The organism is Aliiglaciecola sp. SL4, assembly GCF_041538045.1.
Taxonomy (GTDB): Bacteria; Pseudomonadota; Gammaproteobacteria; order Enterobacterales; family Alteromonadaceae; genus Aliiglaciecola.
The window spans coordinates 118,312-139,834 of sequence record NZ_JBGOSE010000010.1; the positions used below are offsets into that span (position 1 = coordinate 118,312).

At 40.3% G+C, this 21,523-nt stretch carries 19 protein-coding genes; 9 read left to right on the forward strand and 10 right to left on the reverse strand.

Annotation, left to right across the window (positions count from 1 at the left end):
- Nucleotides 1-7 precede the first annotated feature (7 nt).
- A complete protein-coding gene (purB, locus tag AB6T38_RS14625; protein WP_372547996.1) occupies nucleotides 8-1,381 on the forward strand; it encodes an adenylosuccinate lyase in 1,374 nt (457 codons plus the stop codon).
- Nucleotides 1,382-1,416: 35 nt separating this feature from the next.
- Here the strand turns inward: purB and AB6T38_RS14630 are convergent, their stop codons facing one another.
- The 5 genes from AB6T38_RS14630 to AB6T38_RS14650 all read right to left on the reverse strand — a co-directional run bounded on the left by AB6T38_RS14630 (nucleotide 1,417) and on the right by AB6T38_RS14650 (nucleotide 6,469).
- Entirely contained in the window at nucleotides 1,417-1,998 is a 582-nt protein-coding gene (locus AB6T38_RS14630) for a hypothetical protein (protein ID WP_372547997.1), read from the reverse strand.
- A 25-nt stretch (nucleotides 1,999-2,023) separates the two neighbouring features.
- Nucleotides 2,024-2,788, reverse strand: a complete 765-nt coding sequence (locus AB6T38_RS14635; RefSeq protein ID WP_348489441.1) for an SDR family oxidoreductase — start codon at nucleotides 2,786-2,788, stop codon at nucleotides 2,024-2,026.
- Between the two features lie 86 nt (nucleotides 2,789-2,874).
- The gene (locus AB6T38_RS14640) at nucleotides 2,875-3,639 is read right to left on the reverse strand and encodes an SDR family NAD(P)-dependent oxidoreductase (RefSeq protein WP_372547998.1); all 765 of its coding nucleotides are present in this window, start codon (nucleotides 3,637-3,639) and stop codon (nucleotides 2,875-2,877) included.
- Nucleotides 3,636-4,643 carry an NADP-dependent oxidoreductase gene (locus AB6T38_RS14645; protein ID WP_372547999.1) on the reverse strand — a complete coding sequence of 336 codons (1,008 nt, stop codon included), beginning with the start codon at nucleotides 4,641-4,643 and terminating at the stop codon, nucleotides 3,636-3,638. The genes AB6T38_RS14640 and AB6T38_RS14645 overlap by 4 nt, the downstream gene beginning before the upstream one ends.
- A gap of 26 nt (nucleotides 4,644-4,669) precedes the next feature.
- Nucleotides 4,670-6,469, reverse strand: coding sequence for an acyl-CoA dehydrogenase (locus tag AB6T38_RS14650; RefSeq protein WP_372548026.1), 1,800 nt, complete (start codon nucleotides 6,467-6,469; stop codon nucleotides 4,670-4,672).
- Nucleotides 6,470-6,621: 152 nt separating this feature from the next.
- Between AB6T38_RS14650 and AB6T38_RS14655 the strand changes: the two genes are divergently transcribed.
- From AB6T38_RS14655 to AB6T38_RS14665, 3 genes are all read left to right on the forward strand, one after another.
- Nucleotides 6,622-7,605 carry a GlxA family transcriptional regulator gene (locus AB6T38_RS14655; protein ID WP_372548000.1) on the forward strand — a complete coding sequence of 328 codons (984 nt, stop codon included), beginning with the start codon at nucleotides 6,622-6,624 and terminating at the stop codon, nucleotides 7,603-7,605.
- A 302-nt stretch (nucleotides 7,606-7,907) separates the two neighbouring features.
- Complete coding sequence (locus tag AB6T38_RS14660) at nucleotides 7,908-10,214, forward strand: TonB-dependent receptor (protein WP_372548001.1); 2,307 nt, start codon at nucleotides 7,908-7,910, stop codon at nucleotides 10,212-10,214.
- A gap of 504 nt (nucleotides 10,215-10,718) precedes the next feature.
- Nucleotides 10,719-11,027, forward strand: a complete 309-nt coding sequence (locus tag AB6T38_RS14665; RefSeq protein WP_372548002.1) for an isoamylase early set domain-containing protein — start codon at nucleotides 10,719-10,721, stop codon at nucleotides 11,025-11,027.
- Nucleotides 11,028-11,132: 105 nt separating this feature from the next.
- Here AB6T38_RS14665 and AB6T38_RS14670 read toward each other — a convergent pair whose 3' ends face one another.
- Nucleotides 11,133-12,059: an electron transfer flavoprotein subunit alpha/FixB family protein gene (locus AB6T38_RS14670; RefSeq protein ID WP_372548003.1), complete on the reverse strand. Its 927-nt coding sequence runs from the start codon at nucleotides 12,057-12,059 to the stop codon at nucleotides 11,133-11,135.
- On the reverse strand, nucleotides 12,059-12,808 hold the full coding sequence (locus AB6T38_RS14675; protein ID WP_372548004.1) for an electron transfer flavoprotein subunit beta/FixA family protein: 750 nt from the start codon (nucleotides 12,806-12,808) through the stop codon (nucleotides 12,059-12,061). Before AB6T38_RS14675 ends, AB6T38_RS14670 begins: the two co-directional genes overlap by 1 nt.
- A gap of 442 nt (nucleotides 12,809-13,250) precedes the next feature.
- Between AB6T38_RS14675 and AB6T38_RS14680 the strand changes: the two genes are divergently transcribed.
- The 4 genes from AB6T38_RS14680 (at nucleotide 13,251) to fldA (ending at nucleotide 16,618) form a co-directional block, all read left to right on the forward strand.
- Nucleotides 13,251-14,882 carry an electron transfer flavoprotein-ubiquinone oxidoreductase gene (locus AB6T38_RS14680; protein WP_372548027.1) on the forward strand — a complete coding sequence of 544 codons (1,632 nt, stop codon included), beginning with the start codon at nucleotides 13,251-13,253 and terminating at the stop codon, nucleotides 14,880-14,882.
- A gap of 106 nt (nucleotides 14,883-14,988) precedes the next feature.
- Complete coding sequence (locus AB6T38_RS14685; protein WP_372548005.1) at nucleotides 14,989-15,774, forward strand: alpha/beta fold hydrolase; 786 nt, start codon at nucleotides 14,989-14,991, stop codon at nucleotides 15,772-15,774.
- 60 nt (nucleotides 15,775-15,834) lie between these two features.
- Nucleotides 15,835-16,053, forward strand: coding sequence for a DUF2788 domain-containing protein (locus AB6T38_RS14690; protein ID WP_216047512.1), 219 nt, complete (start codon nucleotides 15,835-15,837; stop codon nucleotides 16,051-16,053).
- A 40-nt stretch (nucleotides 16,054-16,093) separates the two neighbouring features.
- Nucleotides 16,094-16,618, forward strand: a complete 525-nt coding sequence (gene fldA, locus AB6T38_RS14695) for a flavodoxin FldA (protein ID WP_216047513.1) — start codon at nucleotides 16,094-16,096, stop codon at nucleotides 16,616-16,618.
- Between the two features lie 108 nt (nucleotides 16,619-16,726).
- Here fldA and AB6T38_RS14700 read toward each other — a convergent pair whose 3' ends face one another.
- Complete coding sequence (locus AB6T38_RS14700; RefSeq protein ID WP_372548006.1) at nucleotides 16,727-18,688, reverse strand: methyl-accepting chemotaxis protein; 1,962 nt, start codon at nucleotides 18,686-18,688, stop codon at nucleotides 16,727-16,729.
- Between the two features lie 337 nt (nucleotides 18,689-19,025).
- Between AB6T38_RS14700 and fur the strand changes: the two genes are divergently transcribed.
- Complete coding sequence (gene fur / locus AB6T38_RS14705) at nucleotides 19,026-19,448, forward strand: ferric iron uptake transcriptional regulator (protein WP_348492179.1); 423 nt, start codon at nucleotides 19,026-19,028, stop codon at nucleotides 19,446-19,448.
- 38 nt (nucleotides 19,449-19,486) lie between these two features.
- On the opposite strand, the gene alr is transcribed toward fur, so the two are convergent.
- Nucleotides 19,487-20,602: an alanine racemase gene (gene alr / locus AB6T38_RS14710; protein WP_372548007.1), complete on the reverse strand. Its 1,116-nt coding sequence runs from the start codon at nucleotides 20,600-20,602 to the stop codon at nucleotides 19,487-19,489.
- Between the two features lie 45 nt (nucleotides 20,603-20,647).
- On the reverse strand, nucleotides 20,648-21,514 hold the full coding sequence (locus AB6T38_RS14715) for an aminotransferase class IV (protein ID WP_372548008.1): 867 nt from the start codon (nucleotides 21,512-21,514) through the stop codon (nucleotides 20,648-20,650).
- Nucleotides 21,515-21,523 lie beyond the last annotated feature (9 nt).

Consider the following 21,523-nt stretch of genomic DNA (forward strand, 5'->3'; position numbering starts at 1 on the left):
GTACTTCATGGAATTGTCTGCACTCACAGCAGTTTCCCCCGTTGATGGCCGTTACGGCTCTAAAAGTTCAGCTTTAAGACACTTTTTTAGTGAATACGGTTTATTAAAATACCGTGTTCAAGTTGAAGTTCGTTGGTTGCAAAAACTAGCAGATACAGCTGAAATAACTGAAGTACCTGCATTTTCTCCAGAGTCAACAGAGCTGCTTAACAGTATAGTTGACAATTTCAGTGAAGATGATGCATTGCGTATTAAAACCATCGAAAGAACCACCAATCACGATGTAAAAGCGGTTGAATACTTTTTAAAAGAAAAAGTTGAGAGCAACAGTGAACTTAACAGCGTAAACGAATTTATTCACTTTGCTTGTACCTCTGAAGACATCAATAATTTGTCCCATGGGCTAATGTTAAGTGAAGCAAGAGACCAGGTTATTTTACCTTATTGCGATAAGTTGATTGCTGAAACAAAACGGTTAGCTATCGAATACAAAACCATCCCTATGATGGCAAGAACCCATGGCCAGCCAGCCTCTCCAACCACTATGGGTAAAGAAATGGCTAACGTCATGCATCGTTTGCAACGTCAATGCCAGCAAATACAAGATGTAACAATATTAGGTAAAATTAATGGTGCTGTAGGTAACTACAATGCACACATTAGTGCCTACCCTAATATTGATTGGAATGGCTTTTCTCAGTCTTTTGTAGAAAGTTTAGGACTTAATTGGAATCAATATACCACGCAAATCGAACCCCACGATTATATCGCTGAGTTATTTGATGCCATGGCGCGTTTCAACACCATTCTTATCGATTTTGATCGTGATGTTTGGGGGTATATTGCTTTAGGTCACTTTAAGCAAAAAACCATTGCCGGTGAAATTGGTTCTTCAACCATGCCTCATAAAGTGAATCCTATTGATTTTGAAAATTCAGAAGGCAACTTAGGGTTAGCCAATGCGATGTTTAACCATTTGGCCACTAAGCTACCGATTTCAAGATGGCAGCGTGACCTTACTGACTCAACTGTATTGAGAAATCTAGGTGTCGGTATGGGTTACTCGGTGATTGCCTATGAATCGACCTTAAAAGGTATCAGTAAGTTACAAGTTAACGAACAAAGTCTAAGAAACGAACTTGATAGCAATTGGGAATTATTGGCCGAGCCGATTCAAACGGTTATGCGTCGTTATGGTATTGAAAAACCTTATGAGAAGTTAAAAGAACTCACCCGTGGTAAAAAAGTTGATCAGGGTGCCATTGCTGAATTTATTGATAACCTCGACTTACCAAGCAATGTAAAAACGGAATTAAAACAAATCTCACCTGCTAATTACATTGGTGATGCAATTGCTTTGGTTGAAAAAATCACAGCATAACCTTCATGCACACCATGTTTATCGTTCCAAGTTGGTTAAATACCTGCTTGGAGCGATAATATCTGCTTAATTTCTTGCGTAAAAGTTGACTCAGCGTCTTTATTGTATCCCCTTGAAGCCAAGTTCATAAAACCATGTTCGAACTCTGTCTTTTGGCACTTCACATTGTCATGTAAAGCTAACTCCTCGATAACTGTGTCTATATTGAAATTAGGTTCTTTATGAGGGAAGTAAAGTTGGCTTGGTATACAGGGTTTTAGCTTTGTAAAAAAGCGTATTTGTCCAGGATAAAACCCATAAAATCTATCAATACTTTGAGAATAATCTTTTTCGCTTAGCAGTTTATACAGGGTTGCTGCCCCAGCACTAAAACCAATTACTGTTTTGGTGGCAAGGCTGGCTGCCAAAGCGGCTGAAATTCGCATGGCATATTTTTCGATGCCGCCTGCTCGTTGAAATGCTGAATAGGCCAAAGCTTCATCCGTAAAGTTAACCGAAGAGATATAAGGACTGACAATGGTTAATTGCCAGTCCGCAGGTAAAACTTGGTTACACCATTGTTTGAAGGACGCCGTTTGTCCAAAAATATCCGAACAAACCACTAACTGATGAACCATGGAATTACCTTTATTGATGATGTATTTACGCCATCATACCACCATCAACCACAACTGTAGTGCCAGTTGTGTAACTTGATGCATCGGATACCAAGTACAACACAGTCCCCGCCATTTCATCAGGATCAGCTACTCGGCCTAATGGAATAATTTGCAGAGCTTGTTTTAGGATCTTATCGTTAGTAGTTAACGCCGACGCAAATTTGGTGTCTGTCAAACCTGGCAATAATGCATTTACTCGAATGTTCAAACTGCCACATTCCTTGGCGAATGCTTTTGTCATGCTTACCACTGCAGCTTTTGATATGGAGTAAATACCTTGCATATCGCCTGGTGACAATGCATTCACAGAAGCGGTATTTAAGATCACGCCACCGCCCTGCTCTTTCATCATTTTACCGGCAGCCACTGACATAAAGAAATAACCTCGAATATTCACATCTACAGTTTTATCGTAGGCGGCAAGATCTGTATCTAAAATGTGACCAAAAAATGGATTGGCCGCAGCGTTATTCACTAAAATATCTAGTTGACCAAACTGTTCTTTGATTTGCGCAAAGGTAGCATCTATTTGTGCGATTTCTCCCACGTGGCAAGCCATAGCATGGGCTTTACCGCCATTATCGCGAATGCTCTGGGCAACGGCTTCACAACCATCAATTTTACGGCTAGAGACGATCACCTCAGCACCATATGTAGCCAATAATCTAGCTATCGACTCACCAATACCTCGACTAGCGCCGGTGACTAATGCTACTTTTCCAGTTAAATCGAATAAATTCTTGTTCATTTTGTGTTCCTGTAGTTTTTCTTCTTCAATATCTTCAAGGTAAAATATTAGTAGCGCCCATTAATTAGGGCACTAAATCACGCTATTTAAGCAGTTAACCCGCCGTCTAACACCATGGAATGGCCGGTCATAAAACTTGACTCATCACTACATAACCAAGCAATGGCATAGGCAATTTCGTCTACTTCTCCAAGCCGTTTCATTGGATTAGCTCTGACTAGGGTGTTTTGCTGTTTTTCGTTAAAATTGGCCAGTACATTTTCAACCATTGGGGTCTTGACAAAACTAGGACAAACCGCATTAACACGAATATTTGATCTTGCATATTCAATAGCAACAGATTTAGTTAATCCAATTACCCCATGTTTAGATGCGCCGTAAGCAGCAATAGTTGGAGCACCAGAGACTCCAGCCACCGAGGCTAAATTGATTACCTGTCCACCGCCTACTGTCAGCATGTGGGCTATGGCTTGTTTCATGCAATACCAAACACCCGTTAGATTGATGGCGATATTTCGATGAAAATCTTCATCTGGCACATCTAACATGCGTGCTGGTGTATGATCGACACCGGCATTGTTAAGGGACACATGAATCTGACCAAACTTATCGATGGCTGCAGCGTAAAAAGCTTTAACTGAATCATTTTGAGTCACGTCTAGTTCACAAAATGCGACTGAATAACCCTGCTCTTGCAGGGATTGACTTAAGGCCTCACCGGCTGCCACATTGCGATCACCGAAAAAGACTTTTGCTCCTCGTGACGCAAGAAGCTCAGTGGTTTTAGCGCCTATCCCAGATGCGCCACCAGTCACCACAATATGCTTGTTTTCTACGTTAGCTGCTTTCATGATGTATGGTCCACCTTAAGTACTAACTTACCGAAGTTTTCGCCTCTGAAAAGCATCAGTAAAGTGTCAGGGAAAGTTTCAAGCCCTTCAACCACATGTTCTTTAGCAATCAGCTTACCTTCGCCAATCCAGCCCGACATTTCACCAGCTGCTTTACCGTAGTTTTCAATATTATCAAATACTACAATCCCTTCCATACGCGCGCGATTTACCAATAGCGTTAAATAATTTGAAGGTCCTTTAACGGCGGTTGTATTGTTGTATTGACTGATTGCCCCACAAATAACAATTCTGGCTTTCATGTTTATTTGAGTAAGGACGTCATCAAGAATTTCACCACCCACGTTATCGAAAAACACATCAACACCGTCAGGGCACTGTTCTTTCAGGGCTTTTTTCACATTTGAATTTTTGTAATCAACGACACCATCAAATCCGAGCTCATCAACTAGGTAACGACATTTGTCTTCGCCACCGGCAATACCCACTACGCGACAACCTTTGATTTTAGCAATTTGACCGACGACTGTGCCCACCGCCCCTGCTGCACCAGAGACCACTACTGTTTCACCGGCTTTTGGCTGTCCAGTATCTAAAATACCGAAATAAGCTGTCATACCAGGCATGCCTAATACCCCTAAATACCGTTCGAGTGGTGCTAGACTAGGATCAACTTTATAAACCCCTTGAGTTGAAATAACAGCGAAATCACATACACCAAAACCACCATATACAAAATCCCCTGCAGTAAAATTGGGGTCCGTGGATTCTAGTACTTCACCTACGCCACCGGCGCGCATCACTTCCCCAATCTCAACAGGTGGAATGTAGGATTTACCTTCATTCATCCAACCACGCATAGCTGGATCCAGAGAAATATAAAGCACTTTTACTTTGATTTGCTTTTCCTGAAGATCAGGTAATTCAGTGGTTACTAAATTCCAGTTATCTGCGATCGGCGTTCCCACGGGGCGAGACGCCAAAAGAAATTGTCTGCTTTTCATAATAATTGACTCCTTTTTGTCTGTGTTTAGAACCATTCAGGTTGCATGTCGCTGCAACTGCTGTCGAATGCTTGCAGTAATTTTAAATCTCTATCTATCAAAGGGAGTTCCCAATTGACGTAATATTTCGCCGCTTGAATTTTGCCAAGGTAATATGACTTATCTTCAGCTTTGCATTCTGCCAATGCTTTTTCCGCCACGTTTGCTTGACGGATCCAAATCCAACTCATCACAATGCTCGAAAATACATTCATGAAACATTGTGCATTAGCCAGTAAATTAGGCAGCTTTTCATTTCGCAATGCTTCTCCAAGCACTGGAATTAGCGGTTGCATTTTTGCCATATAGTCCAAAGTGGATTTCACTAAAGGAGCACAGTTATCTCCAGTCGCGGTGTTAAAATCGGCTAGAATGCGGGTTTGCAATGTGTTTAAACCTGCACCATTTGCTTGCCATAACTTACGGGTAAGCAGATCTAAGGCTTGAATACCATTAGTGCCTTCATGGATTGGGTTAAGACGGTTATCACGCCAGCATTGTTCCACTGGGTATTCTCGTGTGTATCCAGCGCCACCTAGAATTTGTATGGCTAAATCATTAGCCTTGACCCCAAATTCGGATGGCCAAGCTTTGACCACAGGTGTTAATAAATCTAATAACTCCTCCGTCATCTTTCTTTCTTCGGTTGATTCAAGTGTTTTTGCGTCATCCACTAACCGAGCAGCATACAAACACAGGGACATAGCCCCTTCCACGTAAGATTTTTGTGCCAACAGCATGCGTTTCACATCACCGTGATTGATAATTTCGGTGGCCGGATCCGTCGGTGCATTTTTAGGGGGAACACGACCTTGGGTGCGATCCTTTGCATAAGCTAAAGAATATTGGTAACCGCTATACCCAATCATGGCGGCACCAAAACCAACCCCTATACGCGCCTCATTCATCATCAAAAACATGTACTTAAGACCTTGATGGGCTTCACCAACTAAGTACCCATGACAATCACCATTCTCACCGAAACTTAACGCTGTCGACGTGGCACCGCGATAGCCCATTTTGTGGATCAGTCCAGCCAAGGCAACGTCATTATTAGTGCTTGGTTCACCCGATTCATCTAAACGATATTTAGGCACAACAAACAGAGAAATTCCTTTGACTCCCGCTGGCGCGCCCTGAATTTTAGCCAGTACTAAATGTATAATATTGTTAGATAACTGATGTTCACCGGCAGAGATATATAATTTGCTTCCCTTAATGCGGTAGCTACCATCTTCAGCTTCCACGGCACTGGTGCGGATATCCGCCAATGAAGAGCCTGCATGGGGTTCCGTTAACGCCATAGTGCCGGTAAATTCACCGGTTAACATTCGCGGCATAAATTGCTCTTTGAGGTTCTCAGACGCAAAGTTACCAATTACATTGGCGGCTGCTACGGTTAAGAAGGCATAGGCTGAACTCGATGGATTGGCAGCCATAAAATAGCCTGAGGTTGCCATCATGATTGTTTCTGGAAGCTGCATTCCACCTTCTTCAAAATCATAACGACCGGCCATAAAGCCTGCTTCGTTATAAGCATCAAATGCTTCTTTCACTTGCGGGATCATGTGTACGGTTTTACCGTCAAACTTAGGCTCATCAGCATCGGCTATGGCATTATGGTCTGCAAACTTCTCGGTAGCGATTTTGTTTGCTGTCGATAAAATGGCATCGAAGGTTTCTTTATTATGTTCGGTAAAACGTTCACGTTGCAGAAGTGATTCAATATTTAATACTTCGTACAGTTGAAAGGGTAGTTCTTTTGGGTGGATCAATTCTTCATTCATCATGCGTATCCTTGATTAGATCATGGAGCTAGCATCACATATTTACGCCCCCTCGCTAACTGTCATTATTGACTCTTTTATGGCTAATATCGCCACACATTCATAACCGTGATAAGCTTACAAAAACCCAACTTATATAGAGACAATTTTACGTGCACAATGTCACCATTTTAGGTTTTGAACATGCCTATGCCAGCGCAGTTACAGGTGCCCTCGACATCTTCGCTTTAGCAGGTGTAACTTGGCAACGAATGCAAGGCAAACCACCAGAACGCATTTTTAATGTGCAGTTAGCTTCGGTGGGGAAACGAGATATTGAGTGTATTAATCAACTCACGTTGAAGAGTCAAATTGCCATTGAAGATGTCAGCGATACTGATATTTTGATTATTCCGACCATAGGCGGGAAACTTGAAGACGTGTTGTCTGAAAATCGTAATCTTTTACCTTTTTTGCAGTACTTCAATAGTAAAGGGACAGATATAGCGAGTAATTGTAGCGGCGCTTTTTTTCTTGCCGAAGCTGGTATTCTCAATAACAAAAATGCGACTACTCACTGGGGTTATGCCGATACGTTTGCTAAACGGTATCCAACTGTGAATTTATTGTCTAATAAGCTCATTACCCAAGACGGCAATATATATTGCTCTGGTGGAGGAATGGCTTGGTTTGATTTAGCCCTTTTGCTAATTGAGCGATATTGCGGTCATGATGTGGCCACCAATACTGCCAAAGCTCACGTATTGGATATTTCCCGCGGCAATCAAGCCGCTTATGCACAATTGAGAAGTAAAAAATATCATCAAGATGCTGAAATATTGAAAGCCCAAGAGTGGTTAGAAACCCACTATCACCAACCGATTACATTAGATCAATTAGCGAAACAAGTGAGCTTAACAAATCGCACGTTTTTGCGCCGTTTTAAAATCGCAACGGAACAAACCCCTTTTTCATATTTGCAGTCTATCCGCGTAGAGGCAGCTAAAAAGTTACTTGAAACCGAAAACTCTTCATTGGAGGCGATAGTGACAAAAGTCGGTTATGAAGATACTCGTTCGTTTACTCGATTATTTACCTCATTTACCGGTTTATCTCCAAGCCAATATCGTAAAAAATTCTTTCGAACCTATAGCTAAATAAGCATATGGGTAACGTCATTAATAAGTACCAGTAAAGTAATAAAATGAAATATAGCGCTTTTAGAAACAAAGAATAACGCCTGTAAAGACAGCCATTAGTGAATGACGTTTAAGGAATTGCGTAATAAGTTATCGATTAATATTGGATTCTATTGGTATATAAATTTATACTATTGCACAATTTGGTTTTCGTAGTCGTTAAACCTTTTATTCAAAATAATATATCCGCTTTGAGCCCATAGGGTAATAAAGCAAAAGGATAAACACACAATTAAACTTACTAACAACTTGGTCATAATATGAAAACACTCAAAAAAACAGCTATCGCTTTGTGCATTCAATCGGCATTAATCAGCCAATTAAGCTTTGCCCAAGAGCAAGACACAACGTCATCCGAACGTAGCTTGGAAAAAATCACTGTCACCGCACAAAAACGCACTCAAAGTATTCAAGATGTTCCAATATCCATTGCCACTTTAAATGGCGAACGTTTCGAAAGTATCTTCTCTGGTGGTGAAGATATAATCGCATTGGCGGTAAGGGTACCAGGTCTGTACGCTGAGACTTCCAATGGTCGTGTGGCTCCGCGTTTCTACATAAGAGGGCTAGGTAATTCAGATTTCGATTTAGCCGCATCACAACCTGTTTCGATTGTTATGGACGACGTTGTTAAGGAAAACGTTATTCTTAAAAGTTTTCCATTATTTGATGTCTCCCAAGTGGAAGTAATACGTGGGCCGCAGGGTACATTATTTGGACGAAATACCACTGCAGGCATCGTTAAGTTTGATTCTGTCAAACCCAGCGAAGATTTCGACGCTTATATGAAACTGGGTGTAGGTAACTTGGGCACCTTAAATTTTGAAGGCGCTGTCGGTGGCGGATTAACAGATAATTTAGCGGGACGTTTTTCCGTTTTATCGCAAAACCGTAGTGATTGGATCGATAATGCTTATACTGGCGAAAATGATGCCATGGGTGGTTTCGACGAAAAAGCTTGGCGTGGTCAATTACTTTTTTCACCCAATGACGATTTTTCTGCATTATTAAATGTGCATGGAAGAGAACTGGACGGCACAGCATCGATTTTCCGCGCCAACGTTTTTACTAAAGGCAGCAACGATCTAAATGAGAATTTTGACCGTGACGTGCTTTATTATGATGGCGATATAGATGGCAATGGAGCAGATAATAACCCGCAAGAATATAGCAATTATGGTGCCTCGCTGAAATTAGAGTTTGGGCTAGAAAACATGACGTTAACCAGTATCACTGCTTATGAGCAAGCTGAAGGATATAGTTTAGGTGATATTGATGGTGGTGTTGTTTTAAACGAACCGGCAGACATTAATGGTGATGGAACGGAAGAAACCACCTACCCAGGCAACATTGCATTCTCTGCAGTAACCCAAGATAAACTGGATGATTTAGAGCAGCTAACCCAAGAAATTCGACTAGCAAGTGACACAGATGATGCACTAGGCTGGCAGCTAGGTGCGTTTTATTATGATGCATCTTTTAATGTAACAAGTATCGACGGATTTTACGGCGCAACCACTGTCTTTCATGAAAATACAACTTGGGCTGTTTTTGGTCAAACCTCATATCAAGTTAACGATAAGTTAGAAGTTATCGGTGGTCTACGATATACCTATGATGAAAAGTCACTTATGGTTGGCGAGCAGAATGTTGATGGTTTCGCCCTCGTAATTGGCGCGGCTTCTATTCAAGAGTATGACGATATCAATGTTGATGATGGTCAAGTCAGTTGGGAACTCAGTGCAAACTATAAACTTGATAGCAACACATCGTTATTTGCTCGATTAGCAAATGGTTTCAGAGCACAAACCATTCAAGGCCGTGATGTTGCATTTGAATCAAGCCCATCGGTAGCTGAAGCTGAGACTATCAACTCCATAGAGCTAGGGATCAAAAAAGATCTACTTGAAGATACATTACGGATCAATGCTGCAACTTTTTATTATGAAATTGATGACATGCAACTTAGTGCAATTGGCGGTGGTGCTAATACAACTGCGTTGATTAATGCTGACAAAGGCGTAGGTTATGGTTTTGAAATTGACGTAGAATATTTGGTCACGGATTATCTAACATTAACCGCTGGTTACAGTTATAACCACACAGAAATTCAAGATAGTGATTTGACTATCTTACCATGTGGCGCAAACGCTGATTTTGCATTTACTGGAAATTGTACCGTGTTTGATCCGAGACCTGACGGCTATGCTGCTAGTATTGACGGAAACGCCTTCCCTCAAGCACCTGAAACTATTTTCAACTTCACAGCAAGATACGCCACTCCTATTGGTGATGATGGAGAGCTATTTGTCTTCACCGATTGGGCATTCCAGGGTGAAACGAGCTTATTCCTATACGACTCAGTGGAGTTTACCTCTGACAGCAATTATGAAGGTGGTTTGCGTATCGGTTATGAAAACTTCCAAAACAACTACACTATTGCGCTTTTTGGTAGAAATATCACCGACGAAGAAAATGTTAAAGGAGCGATTGATTTCAATAACCTATCAGGGATTATGAACCAACCTCGTATCTTTGGTATTGAAGCAAAAATTAGCTTTTACTAAAATACAGCTAAACAATGTAAAGTTAAAAAACGATCCTTAAGGGTCGTTTTTTTTGCGATGCTACACATTCGATTAGAACAAGTTTTACGCGTGTTAAACACAATTCAGCAAGAATCCTTAATAACTTTTAGTTTCAGCAGCACGTTAATTGCCTCCTACATTCAACGAGTTTGTCTAACAAAGCAGTTTTAAACTGATATGAAGCTCATAATTTTCGTCAATAATTGAATACTAATTGATCTAGATTAAAACAAATTGGCACAATTTCTGATTTAATACATGCTAAAGACAAATTGATCGTTCAAAACGGGTTGTTTTACACTAAATAAGTGCATAAAATTTAAACGCGTAATAAATTTTGCACCGATAAAGGGCATGTTTTGTACGATTTTCAGTCAAGAACCGGAATATTTTGTAATTTCATTTCACAAAATTAGATTAAAACTGTAATACTGCTGAATTAATAGCCTATTAATGTAATTTAATTACCATGCGGAGGGGCATATGAGCTTCAAGAAACAATACCTTAAATCAAAACCAGTGTGTAAAGTAACTTTCAAACTTTCGAAAGAAGAAGCTAAAAATGCTGAAACAGTGCGTTTAGTGGGCGATTTCAATGATTGGGATATCGAAACATCACCAATGAAGAAATTAAAGAATGGCTCATTTTCTTCTACCATTAATTTACCAGCTGATGCGGAATATCAATTCCGATATTTGCTAGATGATGAAGAATGGGAAAATGATTGGAGTGCAGACGCTTACGTGACTTCACCTATTTCTTTTGACGATAACTCAGTAGTTTCTGTATAAACCGCGAATAGGATTTATTAGCGTATAATCCTAATATAAAGCGCAGACCAATAAAAAGGCAGTCATGCATAGTTGCAGACTGCCTTTTTGTTATATTGAAACCGCTTATAGTGCTGCTTCTAACTCTGGTAATACATCAAACAAGTCGCCCACTAATCCATAATCAGCAACTTGGAAAATTGGCGCTTCTTCATCCTTATTGATCGCTACGATCACTTTCGAATCTTTCATACCCGCTAAATGTTGTATGGCACCAGAAATTCCAACCGCGATATATAATTGCGGTGCAACAATTTTTCCTGTCTGCCCCACTTGCATATCATTTGGTACAAAGCCAGCATCAACGGCAGCACGAGATGCACCAATCGCAGCACCAAGTTTATCAGCGATACCTTCAAGCAATTTAAAGTTTTCGCCATTTTGCATACCGCGACCACCAGAAATAATCACCTCTGCAGCGGTTAATTCAGGACGTTCAGACTCAGTTAGTTCTGCACTCACAAATGCTGATTTTTCAGACACTTTCACACTATCAATGGCTTCAACCGTAGCTGAGCCATTTTCTTCTGCGCCATCAAACGCTGAAGCACGAACAGTTAGTACTTTTTTAGTGTCACTACTTTGCACAGTGGCAATGGCATTACCAGCGTAAATAGGACGAACAAAAGTATCTTCACTTTCGACTGCGATAACATCTGAAATTTGTGCTACGTCTAAAAGAGCTGCAACACGGGGCATGAAGTTTTTACCCGTTGTAGTGGCAGCAGCAATGATATGAGAATAGTCAGCAGCTAATTCAGTCACCAAGTCACCGATATTTTCAGCCATTTGGTGAGTGTACTCAGCGCTGTCGGCCAATAATACTTTACCCACTCCAGAAATCTTACTTACTTGTTCCGCTACCCCAGCGCAATCTTGCCCAGCAACCAAAACAACTACATCACCCGCCATTTTACTGGCTGCGTTAACTAGTTTGTGCGTTTCAGTTTTTAATTGTTCGTTATCGTGTTCTGCATATACTAAAACAGCCATTAGATCACCTTCGCTTCAGTTTTTAATTTCTCGACCAACTCTGCTACATCGGCCACTTTGATACCACCTTGACGTTGGGCCGGTGGCGTAACTTTCAATGTTTTAACATTTGATGCAAGTGAGACCCCAAAACCGTCTGCAGGCTTAACATCAATAGGCTTGCGTTTTGCTTTCATAATGTTAGGAAGCGTGGCATAACGAGGTTCATTGAGTCGTAAATCAGTGGTGACCACGGCTGGAAGACTTAATTCGACAGTTTGTAAACCACCGTCAATTTCCCGCGTCACTTTCACTTTATCCCCATCTACATCCACAACAGATGCAAAAGTCCCCTGAGGCATACCTGTTAAGGCTGCTAACATTTGTCCAGTTTGGTTGTTATCAGAATCAATTGATTGTTTCCCTAGGATAACCATTCCTGGTTGTTCTTCTTCAACCACTTTTGCCAATAGTTTTGCGACTTGCAAAGAGTCTAGGTTTTCACTGGTATCAACTTGGATACCACGATCCGCTCCAAGTGCTAGTGCTGTTCTAATTTGCTCTTGGCAGGCTTTATCACCAATAGAAATAACAACAATTTCATCAGCAATACCCTTTTCTTTTAACCGAACAGCTTCTTCTACAGCAATTTCACAGAACGGATTAATAGACATTTTTGTATTGGTCAAATCAACCGCACTGTTATCGGCTTTAACGCGTACTTTAACGTTGTAATCAATGGCACGTTTAACCGGCACTAAAATTTTCATGTTTACCTCTATAAGATATAAAGTGTCGAGCATTAAAAACGCAAAATTTGCGTATTTGTTAAGTTTGCGTAAATTTACTGGCTGTTTACCAAAGCGTCAACTACGTGTTCGCAAAGTTGTAATTGAAGTTTCCACTATTTTGCGGCTTGTAATTTCAATTTGAGCTTAAGTTTTAGTATGTTAGTGTAAATTAAAAGAGCGCTTTTTAAAGCTAGAATATTGCCCGAAAAAAACGTTTTAAACAACCTTTAACTCATTGATATAAATAAATTTAAACAATGCATAAATGGGGCTCATAGCAAGTAAATTACAAAGGGTGTAAACTATATGATTGATGAATATTATCGATCATTTTTGGTAACTACGGATGATAGTTGCTTAATTGTATATTTCTTTAATTAATAGATATCTATAAAGGGGAAAACCAGTGGAACGTGAATCGATGGAGTTCGATGTGGTGGTAGTTGGGGCTGGCCCAGCCGGTCTATCGACCGCATGTAAAATTATGCAGTTAGCTCAACAGAATGAACAAGAGCTGATGGTATGTGTTGTCGAAAAAGGTTCTGAGGTAGGTGCTCATATTCTCTCGGGAGCTGTATTTGAAACTAAGGCTATGGAAGAACTTTTTCCAGATTGGAGTGAGCGTGGCGCACCTCTAACGACAAAAGTAACTAATGATCATATCTATTATCTGAAGAATGAAAGCTCTGCAACCAAACTGCCGAATGTTATGACCCCAAAGACTATGCATAATCAAGGCAACTATATTGTCAGTATGGGGAATGTCTGTCGTTGGTTAGCTGATCAAGCTGAGCAATTGGGTGTCGAAGTTTTTCCCGGTTTCGCTGCTTCTGAAATAATTTATAATGATGATGGTAGTGTTGGTGGCATCATCACCGGCGACATGGGTATCAGTGAGTCAGGTGAGCACAAAGACAGCTATATGCCAGGCATGGAGTTAAGAGCCAAATACACGGTATTTGCTGAAGGTTGTCGCGGCCATTTAGGTAAACAGCTTATCTCCAAGTTTGACCTTGATAAAGATGCTTCGCCTCAACACTATGGTATTGGCTTTAAAGAGATTTGGGATATCGATCCAGACAAACATCAAGAAGGCTTAGTGGTGCACACTGCAGGATGGCCCCTAAGCAGTGAAACCGGCGGTAGCTACCTTTACCATGCTGAAAATAATCAAGTATTGGTGGGGATCATTATCGATCTTAATTATAAGAACCCGCATTTGAGTCCTTTTGATGAATTCCAAAGAGTGAAACAGCATCCGGTACTAAAACAATACTTAGAAGGTGGTAAGCGCGTTTCCTATGGTGCCAGAGCCATTGCTAAAGGTGGTTATAATTCATTGCCGAAAATGACCTTTCCAGGCGGAATATTAGTCGGCTGTGATGCAGGTACCCTAAATTTTGCGAAAATAAAGGGAAATCATACTGCCATGAAATCGGGCATCTTAGCTGCAGAGACAATAGTAGAGGCAATCAGCCAAGATAAAGTCAGCCAAGACTTAACTGCCTATGCTGAGAAGTTTGAAAATTCTTGGCTGTATGAAGAACTATATAGTGCGCAAAATTTCGGTGCTGCACTGCACAAATTTGGCACCTTTTTAGGCGGCGCTTACAATACTTTCGAACAAAATATCCTTGGCGGCAAAGTTCTTTTCAAGTTAAAAGATACCAGTACTGATCATGGTGCAATTGGTTTAGCCAGTGATTTTCCAAAAATCGAATATCCTAAACCCGATGGCGTGATTAGTTTTGATAAACTTTCGTCGGTATTTTTATCTAATACCAACCACGAAGAAGATCAGCCCTGTCATTTACGCTTAAAAGATCCAGCCACACCTATTGTTATCAATTTGCCTAAGTACGATGAGCCTGCACAAAGGTACTGCCCTGCTGGCGTATATGAGATTATTGACAGCCCTGAAGGTGACAAAAAACTGCAAATAAATGCTCAGAACTGTGTTCATTGCAAAACCTGTGATATCAAAGATCCAACCCAAAATATTGTATGGGTAACCCCTGAGGGTGCAGGAGGACCTAACTACCCGAACATGTAATTAAAATGTTAATCACATGGCCAGAATATTGCTAATTTCTGGCTATGTGCAATTAATTCAATTAAATTGCTTGTATATCTGATCATTTATCCCTATCTACACACTTATGCAATCAATTAATTATCATCTAAGCAGCAATCTCGCTGGAAAACCTTATTTAGTCCTTTTACATGGTCTGTTTGGCAGCCTAGATAATTTATCTATGGTCAGAAAAGCACTTGAAAGTGACTTCAATGTACTGAGCATTGACTTACCTGACCATGGTAAATCCGCCTTTACCGAAGGATTCTCTTTCACTGGTTATGCCAATGAGATTGTGCAATTAATCACATCCTTAAAGATAACCGAGGTATCCGTTTTGGGGCACTCCCTAGGGGGGAAAATCGCCATGAAAATGGCCCTTGATAACCCAGACCTCATCGAAAAGTTAGTTATCGCAGACATTGCCCCTGTAAGATACACACCTCGTCATCAGAATGTTTTTAAAGCCTTAAACTCGGTTAATTTAGACAGTATAAAGTCGAGAAGTGAGGCTGATGCAATTATGTCTGAATTTTTAGAGGAGCCAGGAGTAAGTCAATTTTTGCTGAAAAGTTTAAGACAAGTGGATGGAAACTGGCGCTGGGACTTTAACTTGCCATTATTGCAACGGGATTACCCTGCCATTTCTGAAGGGATCAACAGTGATAAGCCTTGTTTAGCCCCAATACTCTTTATTAAAGGTGGACAGTCAGATTATATCCTGCCTGAACACAAACAAATTATTGGTTCTTTATTTCCAAAAAGCAGTGCCAAAGTCATAGGTTCTGCAGGACATTGGCTACATGCACAAAAACCCGTCATTTTTAATCGTTTGGTTAGAGATTTTTTGCAAAATGATACTTGTGGGTAATTCGCTTGTGTCACTTTGTGTGGTATATTCTGCGCGTTTTTTTATTCTGAAGGTTTTGCGATGCTAAATGAATATTATGAGCAAATAGAAGCTATCGTGTTAAACCTGACTTTGGTTGCGCTTTTTGCCCTAATGGGGTTTGCGATACACGATGTGTTGAAAAAGAACAATGTGCCTTTCCTTGGTAGAGCAGTGGTTTATCTTGTTTTATTTTTGGGTGCGGCCGGATTTATCGCCAAAGGTTTGATCCAGATCTTCTGGGAAAACAGTGGCATCTAATATAATTAGGCATCGAATTAGTTAAGTAAAGGAAGTTGGAATGGCAAGTGTAGGTTTATTTTTTGGAAGTGATACAGGTAACACAGAACACGTTGCGAAAATGATCCAAAAAGAACTGGGCAAGAATCTTATTGATGTTCATGATATTGCTAAAAGCAGCAAAGAAGACATTGCCGAGTTTGATTTACTTTTATTCGGGATCCCAACTTGGTATTACGGCGAAGCGCAGTGTGATTGGGATGACTTTTTTCCAGAGTTAGAAGAAATAGATTTCAATGACAAGCTAGTCGCTATTTTTGGTTGTGGTGATCAAGAAGATTACGCAGAATACTTCCTAGATGCTATGGGTATGATACGTGATATTGTGGAAGCAAAAGGCGCTATTCTAGTAGGTCAATGGCCTTGTGAAGGCTATGATTTTGAAGCCTCAAAAGGCATGGCCGATGACGAACATTTTGTTGGTCTGGGGATTGATGAAGATCGTCAACCCGAGTTAACCGAACAGAGAGTGAAAGATTGGTGTAAACAAATTCATGAAGAACTTTGTTTGTCTGAATTAGCCTAAACTCCTCGATTTAGGTTTCCTCCCTCATCGAACAAGCGTTAGATACATATAATACATCTAGCGCTTGTTTTGCTCAGTCATTTTAACCAGTTAAATCACTGGCGGTTTTTATGAAGATGACAACTTAAACTGGCTAACTGCTTTTTTCATTTCCACCATTAAATCCGTTAATGTTTGATTTGCCATTGCAGAGGAATGAGTCGATTGTGCACTTAGCTCAGCTAATGCCACTATAATGGCCAAATTATCAGCTATTTTCTCAAACAACGCATCCTGTTCTAAACTGTCACTGACAATTTCTTGGTTCATTTCCCGTAAACCGACTATAGTTTGATTTATTTCAGTAACTTGTTGGGCTACATCAGAAATTTGTGCTTCGCTTTGTTTAGCATACTCGGCACCTGTATTAATTGCCGTCACCGCTTGCTCTGCATCAGTTTGTAGACTTTCGATCATGGATTCAATTTCTTCCGTGGAGTTTTGGGTTCGGGTAGCTAAGGTCCGCACTTCGTCTGCCACCACCGCAAAACCTCGGCCTTGTTCGCCAGCTCGGGCGGCTTCAATCGCGGCATTTAATGCCAGCAAATTGGTTTGCTGAGCAATCGTTTTAATCACATCTAAAATACTGCCGATCTTTTTACTATTTTCATCTAACCGGTTAATTATTTTCGACGATTGTGCGGTCTGCTGGGTTTGTTCAGATATTTGTGTTTGCGTGGAGGACACTAATTGATTGACATTGGCACTTTGTAAACTAACTTGTTGCAACTGCTGCATGCCGTGTTGAATTTGTTCTATATTCGACTTACTGGCTTGACGAATGGAATTGGTATCTTTGGCAGTTAGGCTAAGCTGTTCCTTTTGCTTTTCAACCTGCTCTAATGTCTGTTTACTAAGGTTAGCTGTTGTCTCAGTGGCATTTTCTAATGATGTTTCTTGAAGGATAATCTTTTCAACAACAGCATGTAAGTTTTCAGTGACCTTATTAACATTCGTTGCCAGAACCGCAAATTCATCTTGATTGATGGAATACGCCTTATGGGTTAAATCGCCACTGCTAATAACAGCTAAACTGCGATTAATCGTTGCCAAGGGAGAGGCAATACTTCGTGTGGAGATACTGCCAAATATAATAGCCGCCATCAAGGCTATAAATAACAAAATTAGCCCTTTCCAAATATTAGAGTTAACGGTTTCGATAATCGCCTGTTGCCCTGTTAATGTGTCTTGATTAACCTCTGAAAAAACCGTTGAAAACTGCTGTTTCGCAATCTCTAAATGCCCATTCGCAGTCACATTGTAATCATTTGCTTGCGCAATTAAGACAAGTTTTTGTTGTTGTTTTGAAAATATTCCGGGATCTTGCTGCAGTAAATTTTGTAATAATGAAAATTGAGTATTGAGCGATTGCACATACCCTTGTGTATCAATGGTTTCAGCTAATCTATTGATATAATCAATATCAACTTGCACATTACTGAGGGTAAATTCGATATCCCCCTTAATAATGTCACTTATTTGATAATCATCAGTGGCGATATATTCTTTTATTGAACCAAACAAAGGCATTATTTTATTGTCTGCATTGATTGCCGTTCCGATTAGAATATCAAGGTTGGGATCATCACCTTCCAAAAACGTCAAATCACCTAATAACGCACTGGTCTCATCAGCCATGGCAATAATATTAGTGGCCGTCTCCTTAACTTCAGCAGCTAACAATAGCTGCGTCTCCCTTGCTTGGTACATTTTTTTAGATTGGCTAACATAGGCTAACGCACTGTGTAGACCTTGTTGAAAATGTGTATTTTTATTGCCAGTGATTTGATTAAGGCTTTCAAGACTCTGCTTAAATTCAGCTGACAATTGATTGAACATCTGTTGGTTATTCTGTAATTGACTCAATGATTGTTCAAAATAGCCTTTGGTGGAGATAGTCGCAAGTGACAAAATACCCGTTTGAATTTGCAACATATTAGCATGCACAGGCATTTTTTGTTCCACCACACTTTGCGCAGATTGGCGTATTTCGGCTAAACCAAGATATGAAATTAAATTTGTAACCAGCATTACACAGCCGAACGAAATAAAACCAGTAATAATCTTGCCTATAACATTTAGCCTCATATTTAGCCTTCACCTCAACTAACCGATTAACTTCTTAATGAGTAAAATCCAACGAGTTATTACACCCTTTGTCGCTAACCAATTGCATAATACGTATTTGTACTGAGACTACGTAAATGCCGAATATTTCGTTAAATTGGTTCCTAAAGGGTAGCATGTTAAAAAAATGTAGCTGAAGTAGAAATATTTAACCACTTTAGTAATTAGTTTGTCCCCTATCCCTTTCATATTTGAATTACTTCCCTATAATGAAACCACCAGTTATCGTTTAGAAATACAGATGGATCAAAATAAAGAATTAAAAAAAGCAGGGCTTAAAATCACCCTACCAAGACTGAAAATTCTCGAGGTTTTGCAGGCACCTGCAAACCAACATATTAGTGCGGAAGACGTATACAAATTATTGATAGAACAAGGTGAAGAAATAGGCTTAGCCACAGTTTACCGCGTTCTTAATCAGTTTGATGACGCAGGAATCTTGAACAGACACCACTTTGAAGGTGGTAAATCAGTATTTGAAATAAGTCATAAGCAACATCATGATCATTTAGTGTGCTTAAAATGTGGCAAAGTCATCGAATTTGAAGATCCGATCATCGAAAAACGTCAAGAAGAAGTTGCAGCTCAGAACAAAATGAAATTAACCCATCACAGTTTATATTTGTATGGTGAGTGCACTGACGATAGTTGTGACGAAGATTAGAGCATTGGAAACAGAAGATTGAAATAAAGTTCAATCTTCTATGGATTAATAGTTCTGCGGAGTGTTCGTTTTGGCATTCTAGTAACCAGTTCATAACCTATTGTATCTGACCAAGATGCCACTTCGTTAACTAATAATTTTTTACCCCACAATTCAACTTCAGAATTAATTTCTACCTCAGTTAAATCTGTCACATCAACCGTTATCATGTCCATGGAGACTCTGCCGCATAGTTTAGCTTTTTGTCCATTTACCAAAACCGGTGTGCCAAGTTTCGCAGTGCGCGGGTAACCGTCTCCGTAACCTGCCGCAATGGTAGCCACCATAGAGTCCTGGGCAGCAACCCAAGTATTACCATAACCCACACTCTCTCCTTGTGGGACCTTACGTAGTGCTATCACTTTGGACTTAAACGTCATCACCGGGACTAGGTGCCGCTGCATATCATCTTCAGTTAATTTATCCTCAGGCATAAAAGGAGAAACGCCATATAACATGATACCAGGACGATTCCATGTTCCGCGTGCAAGAGACCATGCTTTTATCCCTGCCGAGTTCGCCATGCTGGTTTTAATTGACTTAGAGAATTGCTTTTCTAACTGTTCACGGCAGTTTATAAACTTTGCTAGTTGTTCATTCGTAAAGTTATTGTTGATTTCATCAGCCGCTGACAAGTGCGTCATTAACACCACATTTGTTACCTGTTTTGCGCTATTTAGTTTTGAATAAATATCCATTACCTGTTCAGGTGAAAAGCCGAGTCGATGCATGCCCGTATCAACCTTCAACCAAACATTAATACTTGTATTGGTGTCTAAATTTTCTAGCATTTGACACTGCCCCAGGTTATGCATAACCACGCTAAACCCTTGTTTACACGCAATAAATAGCTCTTCTTGAGAAAAGCACCCTTCCAACAATAAAATCGGTAGGGAAATCCCCTGTTGGCGCAATTCAATACCTTCTTCCAAGCTAGAGACTGCAAACATAGTGACACTTTGCTGCAATGCTTTAGCAATTTCTGCTGCACCATGACCGTAAGCATCGGCTTTTACCACAGCCACAGTTTGACTGTCTGGCGATAGCGTTTGAGCATAATGGCAATTAGCAACCAAGGCGTTTAAATCAATTGTAATCTCGGTGGGGCGAGTCATTAAATAGCGTGTCCTAGGGCAATAAAAATAATCAAGAATTAAATATCAGTAATCGTACTTAAATTTATTAAATAACGAGTTTATTTGTATATAAACTTTTCCAATCTTTCCATCGGCAATGTTTTCACCATCTAAGGTTATCGCCCGAGCAATATTTTTAGTCGAACTTGTTAACCATATTTCGTCCGCTAAACGGGCGTGTTCTAGACTAATATTTTGTTCCATCACTTGATAATCAGTGTGTTTTTTTAAAAGATCTAACACGATAGCCCGGGTAATTCCTGGTAATAATTGGGAGTCTAAAGGCGGTGTAAAAACCTGATTGTCCTTAACCACAAAAACATTGCAAGATGATGCTTCGGTAATCTGATTTCCTTCATTGTAAAGTAAACATTCATCTACTTTGTGGTCTTGACTACTTTGATAATGCAAAACGTTACCCAACAAAGAAGTCGACTTGATATGGCATTGACGCCAACGCAAATCTTGCTGGCTTACCAAGGCTAACCCTTTGTTGTTGTTGTTATCATCATAGTTAACCGGTGCTTTAATGGCATAACACATCATAAACAAGGTTGGTTCAACATTATCTGGAAAACCATGCTGACGTTTGGGGCTCACACCGCGACTCACTTGAATATAAACCGCTAAGCTATCACCGCTGTTTTGCGCCAAAAGTTCAGACAAAATGGTTCGCCACTTTTCATCAGGCCAACCTAAGTTAATGCCAATGGCGGTTAAACTACTTTGTAGACGGGCGATATGTGGGCCAAAACCAACCATTTTGCGATCATAGGCTGGGATCACTTCGTAAATCCCATCTCCAAATAAAAAGCCACGATCCAGTGGCGATATCATCGCTTCATTTTGAGGCATAAATTTGCCATTGAGGTATACAGTTGCATCAGTCATATTGCAGCC

Excerpts from the sequence above, each read along its gene's own strand:
- AB6T38_RS14685 (WP_372548005.1), top strand. The coding sequence starts at position 14,989 with ATGCAATCAATTAATTATCATCTAAGCAGCAATCTCGCTGGAAAACCT.
- AB6T38_RS14630 (WP_372547997.1), bottom strand. The coding sequence starts at position 1,998 with ATGGTTCATCAGTTAGTGGTTTGTTCGGATATTTTTGGACAAACGGCG.
- fur (WP_348492179.1), top strand. The coding sequence starts at position 19,026 with ATGGATCAAAATAAAGAATTAAAAAAAGCAGGGCTTAAAATCACCCTA.
- AB6T38_RS14715 (WP_372548008.1), bottom strand. The coding sequence starts at position 21,514 with ATGACTGATGCAACTGTATACCTCAATGGCAAATTTATGCCTCAAAAT.
- AB6T38_RS14680 (WP_372548027.1), top strand. The coding sequence starts at position 13,251 with ATGGAGTTCGATGTGGTGGTAGTTGGGGCTGGCCCAGCCGGTCTATCG.
- AB6T38_RS14690 (WP_216047512.1), top strand. The coding sequence starts at position 15,835 with ATGCTAAATGAATATTATGAGCAAATAGAAGCTATCGTGTTAAACCTG.
- alr (WP_372548007.1), bottom strand. The coding sequence starts at position 20,602 with ATGACTCGCCCCACCGAGATTACAATTGATTTAAACGCCTTGGTTGCT.
- fldA (WP_216047513.1), top strand. The coding sequence starts at position 16,094 with ATGGCAAGTGTAGGTTTATTTTTTGGAAGTGATACAGGTAACACAGAA.
- AB6T38_RS14650 (WP_372548026.1), bottom strand. The coding sequence starts at position 6,469 with ATGAATGAAGAATTGATCCACCCAAAAGAACTACCCTTTCAACTGTAC.
- AB6T38_RS14635 (WP_348489441.1), bottom strand. The coding sequence starts at position 2,788 with ATGAACAAGAATTTATTCGATTTAACTGGAAAAGTAGCATTAGTCACC.
- AB6T38_RS14640 (WP_372547998.1), bottom strand. The coding sequence starts at position 3,639 with ATGAAAGCAGCTAACGTAGAAAACAAGCATATTGTGGTGACTGGTGGC.
- purB (WP_372547996.1), top strand. The coding sequence starts at position 8 with ATGGAATTGTCTGCACTCACAGCAGTTTCCCCCGTTGATGGCCGTTAC.
- AB6T38_RS14645 (WP_372547999.1), bottom strand. The coding sequence starts at position 4,643 with ATGAAAAGCAGACAATTTCTTTTGGCGTCTCGCCCCGTGGGAACGCCG.
- AB6T38_RS14670 (WP_372548003.1), bottom strand. The coding sequence starts at position 12,059 with ATGGCTGTTTTAGTATATGCAGAACACGATAACGAACAATTAAAAACT.
- AB6T38_RS14665 (WP_372548002.1), top strand. The coding sequence starts at position 10,719 with ATGAGCTTCAAGAAACAATACCTTAAATCAAAACCAGTGTGTAAAGTA.
- AB6T38_RS14700 (WP_372548006.1), bottom strand. The coding sequence starts at position 18,688 with ATGCTGGTTACAAATTTAATTTCATATCTTGGTTTAGCCGAAATACGC.
- AB6T38_RS14660 (WP_372548001.1), top strand. The coding sequence starts at position 7,908 with ATGAAAACACTCAAAAAAACAGCTATCGCTTTGTGCATTCAATCGGCA.
- AB6T38_RS14675 (WP_372548004.1), bottom strand. The coding sequence starts at position 12,808 with ATGAAAATTTTAGTGCCGGTTAAACGTGCCATTGATTACAACGTTAAA.